Origin of the sequence: Mycobacterium sp. (assembly GCF_050701675.1) — a bacterium.
Classification (GTDB): Bacteria; Actinomycetota; Actinomycetes; order Mycobacteriales; family Mycobacteriaceae; genus Mycobacterium.
Genome location: NZ_JBOGDD010000173.1, coordinates 1 through 6245 on the forward strand (window position 1 = coordinate 1; position 6245 = coordinate 6245).

Annotated in this window: 5 protein-coding genes; 1 reads left to right on the forward strand and 4 read right to left on the reverse strand. The window is 68.2% G+C overall.

What is annotated here, in order from left to right; genetic code table 11:
• Positions 1 to 933 (forward strand): acyl-CoA dehydrogenase family protein (locus ACRDUX_RS05115; RefSeq protein ID WP_526411640.1); only part of this gene is annotated, 933 nt, incomplete at its 5' end.
• Between the two features lie 154 nt (positions 934 to 1087).
• On the opposite strand, the gene ACRDUX_RS05120 is transcribed toward ACRDUX_RS05115, so the two are convergent.
• The 4 genes from ACRDUX_RS05120 to ACRDUX_RS05135 form a co-directional block, all read right to left on the reverse strand.
• Positions 1088 to 2503, reverse strand: a complete 1416-nt coding sequence (locus tag ACRDUX_RS05120) for a wax ester/triacylglycerol synthase domain-containing protein (RefSeq protein WP_526411648.1) — start codon at positions 2501 to 2503, stop codon at positions 1088 to 1090.
• A 1-nt stretch (position 2504) separates the two neighbouring features.
• The gene (locus ACRDUX_RS05125; RefSeq protein WP_526411642.1) at positions 2505 to 3443 is read right to left on the reverse strand and encodes an alpha/beta fold hydrolase; all 939 of its coding nucleotides are present in this window, start codon (positions 3441 to 3443) and stop codon (positions 2505 to 2507) included.
• 19 nt (positions 3444 to 3462) lie between these two features.
• Complete coding sequence (locus tag ACRDUX_RS05130; protein WP_526411644.1) at positions 3463 to 5379, reverse strand: 1-acyl-sn-glycerol-3-phosphate acyltransferase; 1917 nt, start codon at positions 5377 to 5379, stop codon at positions 3463 to 3465.
• A 1-nt stretch (position 5380) separates the two neighbouring features.
• Positions 5381 to 6245 (reverse strand): lysophospholipid acyltransferase family protein (locus ACRDUX_RS05135; protein WP_526411646.1); only part of this gene is annotated, 865 nt, incomplete at its 5' end.

Sequence of the window (6245 nt, forward strand, 5' to 3'; positions counted from 1 at the left end):
AACAAGTACTGGCTGGGGCGCGTCGCCGACGGCGAGCTGATGTTCGGCCCGTTCTCCGAGCAGCGCGCCGGCTTCTCCGGGCTGGCGGACATGCAGGCCGTCCCACAGAAGGGTGGCGGCTGGCGAATCTACGGCAAGAAGACGTGGGGCACACTGTGCGAGGCCGCCGACATCATCACCACCAACGCCACCGAAACCGATGCCGACGGCAACCTGCCCGACACCTTCGACGGCCGGGTGGCCGCGGAGAAGCTGTTCATCGGCGACTTCGACCTCGACGAGAACCTCCAAGGCGACGGCATCCGCATCGAGAAGACCTGGGACGCCCTCGGCATGCACGCCACTGGCACCCAGACCATCGTGTTCGACGGCTATTTCGTGCCCGAGGACGGATTCGTCGCGCCATGGCGCGCTGGGGCATTCGGCGTGCTGGAATGGGCGTCGCTGATGTTCGCCAGCGTCTATCTCGGTATGCAGCAACGCATCCTGGAAGAATCCGTCAAGACGTTGTCCAAGAAGCACTTGGGCGCGACGTTCGGCGCGATCGTCGCCGCCGACACCGAGGTCAAGAGCGTCGGGCACATCATCGACGGCATCGGTGACATGGCGTCTCGGGTCGAGTTCAGCCGACGCGTGCTCTACCAGACCTGCCAGGAGCAGATCGATGGTAAGGACAAGCTTTGGGATCCGGAATTGCGCTTCCCCTACCTAGGTCTGGCGAAGACCTTCATCGCCGACAACGTGATCAACATGTCCCGGCACGCGATGAGCATGGTGGGCGGCTCCTCCTTCCGCAAGGGCTCGATCTTCGAAAGGCTCTACCGCGACTCCGCAGCGTCGATGTTCCAGCCGCTCAACGCCGATCAGACCCGCACCTACATCGGTGAGTTCCTGCTCAACAAGGCCGCCGCCGAGGCAGCCCCCAAGGCCTGAGCGCAGCGCAACCGCGCGGTGTCGGCGACGCCGATGTCCCGACGAGGGCCCTGCTGATGCACCGGCGAGATGAGCGTCGGTGTCCGGGTGCCGCCCCCGAAGTGTGCAGCCAGCTCGGCCGTCAGCAGGTCAACAGATCCCCCAACACCTGCGACTACATGGCTCCCGCCAACGCGGTCACTTCGTCGAAGCCCTCGCGTAGACAGGTGGCGAAGGTGTCAGCGTCGGTGATCGCCTCTGGGTCGAAGTTGACGGTGACGCAGCAGTTTTCATCGTAGGACACCATGGTCACCATGGCTGCTACGCCTGGGCGTGGCCCCATCGGATAGAGACCGGTCACCCGTGCACCGGCAAGGTAGAGCTCTCGCCCCACTCCGCCCATGTTGGAAGCTTGGACGTCGATGGCGCCGGTCATCTCACCGGCGATTCGACTCAGCACCGAACCCGGCAACGCGCCAAGGACCGGCGCGATCAGGTCCAGAAAGCCCAGCGCCGGCTCGCCCCTGGCGTCGGCGATGAAGCGGTGGATCGCGGCGATGCGGGTGGCGGGATCCGGTTCACCCACCGGCGCGGTGAAGCGGGCAGCGGCGAATCTGTTGCCGCCCAACGGATCGGCGTCGGTGCGCAGACTGATCGGAATGGCCATCGGGATGAAGTCGACGGGTAGCGCGAACTTCTCGTGGTAGCGACGGACTCCGCCGAGGATCGCCGCGAGGAAGGCGTCGTTGACCGAACCGTGCGCGGCTCTGCCGGCGGCCTTCATCTCACACAGAGGCACGTCCAGCGTGAGCAACCGGTATCCGGGACCACCGTCGCAGAGAAGGGGCGAGCGGGGTGCGGCCACGGGAGTCAGGACACGCCGCAGCGAGGCGCCGAATCGCACGACCCGCGTGGCGGTGCCCAGCGGGTCACCGGCCAGCCGTCCCACCCCATGCACCGCGCCGCGCGCCAGATTACCCGGCGCGGTGATCGCCTTGGCGGTGAGCCGCTCGACGATCAGCCCCGACGGTGTGGCGACCGGGCGGGCAGCCTGCCGGGAGGTGCTGCGCCGCGGGTCGGGGTCCAGGCCGTGACCATGGGTGAGGTCGAGCAGCTGCAGCATCCCGAGACCGTCGGTCAGGCTGTGATGAGGTTTGAACAGATAAGCGGACTTCCCGTCATGCACTCCGCTGACCAATACGGCTTCCCACGGCGGCCGGTGCGGGTCCAAGGGCCGACTGGCGAATTGCGCGATGAACGCGTGCAATTCGGCGATCGATCCGTCCCCAGGCAGGCGCACCCGCTGCAGGTGATAGGACAGGTCGAAGTGAGCATCGGGGGACCAGACGGGGGCGATGATCGGCACGGGTGGCTCGACGATGCGCTCCCGCATGCGGGGTATCGCCAAGGTGAGTCGGTCGTGGGCGCTCACGAGCCGGTCCCAGTCCGGTTCGCGGTCGAGCAACTCGATGAGTACCCCGGTGGACCGGGTCTGGTGCAGCCCCTCGGCGCGCCACATCACTGCTTCCCAGGCGCTCAGGGTCGCCGCGCCGCCCCAGTGGGTGAGGGCGTCGTCCTCGTCGGTGGGCATCTCACTCACTTCCGACCGCGTAGCTCGAATAGGCGTCGGCTGCCTGGGTGACCTGCAGTATCAGCTGCGCCACGGCGGCCGGATCATCGGACATGGGGACATGGCCCACGCCGTCGAGGCGGACGAGTTCGGCGCCGGGGAGCCGCGCCAGCATCGGGGCGCCGAATCCGTTGAACGGCAACACTCGGTCGTGGACGGCCCAGACCACGCGGGTCGGGTAGTCGCGGTTTGGCGGGAGCGGCTCCATGCTGCGCTGCGGCAGGCGCCGAAGCAGGGTGTCGACCGCCGGTGCCTGGGCACTAGCGCGGATGTGGGCAGCCAAGCTCTCTGGCGCCACCCGGCTGGGGTGAGCGACCTGCCCGGCCAGCATCAGCCACCGCAAGGTCGGGTTGGCTGCCACGGCGTCGGCATACGGCGCGCAGCGGGCCGAGAGGTTGACCGAGAGACCAATAGCCTTGGCCGTCAGTGCGATCCGGCGCTGTGAGTTCCAGGCCCCCGCGGGGCTCAGCAGTATCAGCGATTGGGCCCGACCACGGCGGGCCAGCTCCACGGCCAGCCATCCGCCCAGCGAGTTGCCGACGATGTGCACCTTGGTGAGCCCTAGTCGGTCCAGGTCCTCCTCCAGGCCGTCGGCTAGTGCCTCCAACGACGGGGTGAGCGTGCCGTCCAGGGGCAGACCACCACCGTGGCCCCGCAACGTCGGGGCGATCACGTCGTGGTGTGGCTCCAGGAATTCCAGCACCGGGGTCCACACCCGCCAGATCGCGCCGATGCCGTGCAACAGCAGCAGCGGTGACCCCGAGCCGCCCCGATGCAGGGCCGTCAACTCGAGACGGTCGGGCGGGGCGACGGGTCGTGACAGGTGTCGCGTGGTCGTGATCGCCGCGGCTGCGACTGTGCCGGCCAGCAGGACGGGGCCGAGGTGTCGGGGGATGGGCATGGCTCTCCTTCGAGTCCGTTCAGGTTCGGCTGGGCCGTTGGGCGAGGGCGTACTCGGGTGGGGCGGTGTCATCGATGCCGGCGAGTGCGGTGATGGCGTGATGCAGTCGGTCGAGATCCTCGGCGAACACCTGCCGCCGCGCGGCGAGGTCCTCGGCGCAGGTGCCCCCGTCGAGGAGTCCGCGGTGGGTGGCGAGTTTGATTCCGGTGCCGAACATCTCACCGGAGATCGATTCCTCGCTGGCGATGCGCTTCTGCAGCGACCACTGCTTCGCTAGGCGCAGGCAGGCATCGAGGAACTGCTCCTCCTCGAACGCCTCATAAGGTGTCGAGGCGAGCAGCTGCTGTGCCACGACGCGGTAGGCGTCGACGTAGGGCCGCAGGACCAGGGGAGCGACGATCAGGCTGCTGCCGGTGAGCCACCGGTGCGCCTGGCGGGCGTCGAGCTGGTCGGTGTGTTGTTGGTTCATGCCGGCCATCAAGCCGACCTCGTTCCACAGTTCTTGGGCGAACTCGTCTCGCGCAGCGAAGAAGAAGTCGAACTTGAGCATCTCCCGCACGGCCAGCGCGCTCTGCCAGGCCGTGCGGGTGTCCCCTGTCGGCATCCGGGACAAGGTGAGTAGCGCGACCTCGGCGATGGCCCGCACCACCAGCACGTGCACGGCGCTGTTGCGGTAGACCGAGGCGATGAGGTGCTGATCGTTTCCGATGCCCCACACCGTCTGCGGGCCACGGGTGTAGCACTTCAACACCCCGGAATCGACCAGACTGCGCAGCGTGCGGAACACGGTCGCACGTTCGGTCAGATCGGCGTTGCCGGCTACGGCCCACCCCCGGGCGCGCAGGTAGTCGGCCAACGGCTGCACGGTGTCACAGACTTCGGCTAGCGTCAGTGCCTTGTCCTGGCCCAACATCGCCGCGCAGACCGCCGCGGTCGCGGTCACCGGCGTGGTCCGATTGATGCGGTGGCAGATGTCGAGCGCTAGCCGTTCGACGACCTGGCGGTCATCGAGTCCCTCGCCGTGCAATGCCATCATCTTGGCGTAGACAGGTATTGGCGTCCCGAAGTCGAGATAGATTCGGCCCAAGCGTGTTTCGAGGCGGCGGGCGTAGGCGGCCAACCACTTGAGATCCTCGGGCTGCTTGCGGATTCCGCGGGCCTCGCGGGCCATCAATTCCACTTCGTGCAGCGGTAGCTGGTCATAGATGATGGAGACGGGCACGATGAGCGCGTCGGCCGCCGCCACGGATTCGATGGCGTCGGTGACGTAGCGCAGCAGGCCGAAACGGGGTGGGCGCAGCTTGCCGGTTCGGGTGCGCCCACCCTCGATCGACCACACCAAGTTGTGCCCTTGGGAGACCAGGCGTCCGACCACCGAGCGCAACGCGGTGCGGTACACCGGCGCGTCGCCCGAGGCGCGGCGCACGTGCACGATCCCGTTGCGTCGCGCCAAGGTCCCCAACGGGAAGAAGTCCAGGTTGGCGCCCGCCATACCGAAGCAGGGCGATAGACCGGCTTGCGCCAAGCGCGGAGGGAGGGCGAACTCGTCGAGGTAGGACCGGTGCGAGGTCAGGAAGATCAAGGTGTTGTGGCGGTCGAGTTCACGCAGTTCGGTCAGGCTGGAAGGATCGGTGACGATCTCGTAGCCCCGCACCAGCCACGCGGCGATGCGATGCCAGGTGCCCAACACCACCGGGTTGTGGCTTGCGGCCATCTCCCGGACGTAGCCGGCCGCTTCGGTGCGGACCTGGCGCTGGTCGTGTCCGAGGTGGCGAGCCAATGCGTCGGTGGCACTGCGGAATTCATCGGATTCCAGGAGCGCGGCGACGTCGGGGGGATCGCCGGGCCGCGGCGCGCCGCCGTCGGCAGTCCGGAATGGGTCGGTCCTCCACCGACGCCAGGGCACCAGTGGACGGCGGTCTTCGGCGCCGGCCATGTCAGTAACTCCGTCCGGTGGACTCGGCGATCAACTGTGACCAGCGCCGTCCGGCGGCCACGCCAGGCCAGTCGTCGAGGGTGTCGGTGTAGAGCCGCTGCATCGCCTGGCGCCAGGTGTCGATGTCGGCGCGGTCCCAGCCGGCGGTCGGCACGGGTTGGTGCACCGCGACGTCGATGGTGCCCTTCTGGGCGATCATCGCGTTGCGCCACATGATCTCCCCGGCGTTGCGGATCACCACGGGCACGATCGGAACACCCGCGTCGCGGGCCAGATGGAACCCGCCTTTCTTCAGGGCCCCGACTGCCGGTGTGAACGATCGGGTGCCTTCCGGGGCCAGCGCGATCGAGGTGCCCGACCGCAAGGTGTCCACGGCGGGCTGCAACGCCGAAATCGCCTGGGAGGTATTGGTGCGGTCCAGGAAGGCGACCCCGGCCAGGTCGAACAAGCGACCGATCACCGGCATCTGCCGCACCTCGGCCTTGACCACGATCGTGAACCCCCGCTCGATGACGCGGGAGGCGACCAGGACGTCGACCAGCGTGCTCTGATGGTTGACGAAGAACACCGCGGGGCGGTGCGACCACGCGTGATGGCCGCCGGTGACCTCGATGGTGATACTGCCCAGGCGGGGCGCCACCCGCCCGAACAGGCCAGTGGCCAGATCGACGCCGAGCCGGCGGTCTCGTCGCAGGGCTCCGGCGGCGACGCCGAGGCCGCCGGCGCCGAGCAGGGTGGCGAACATGGCCGCGGTGCGGACCACCGGCAGGGGATCGTGGCGCCGGCTGCGGATGGCGAACGACAAGATCGGCCACCGTCGGGTATGGGCGTACTCGGCCAGCCGGGGCGACGGGTTCACCGGGTGC

Coding starts and splice junctions, on each gene's coding strand:
- ACRDUX_RS05120 (WP_526411648.1), bottom strand. CDS start 2,503: ATGCCCACCGACGAGGACGACGCCCTCACCCACTGGGGCGGCGCGGCG.
- ACRDUX_RS05125 (WP_526411642.1), bottom strand. CDS start 3,443: ATGCCCATCCCCCGACACCTCGGCCCCGTCCTGCTGGCCGGCACAGTC.
- ACRDUX_RS05130 (WP_526411644.1), bottom strand. CDS start 5,379: ATGGCCGGCGCCGAAGACCGCCGTCCACTGGTGCCCTGGCGTCGGTGG.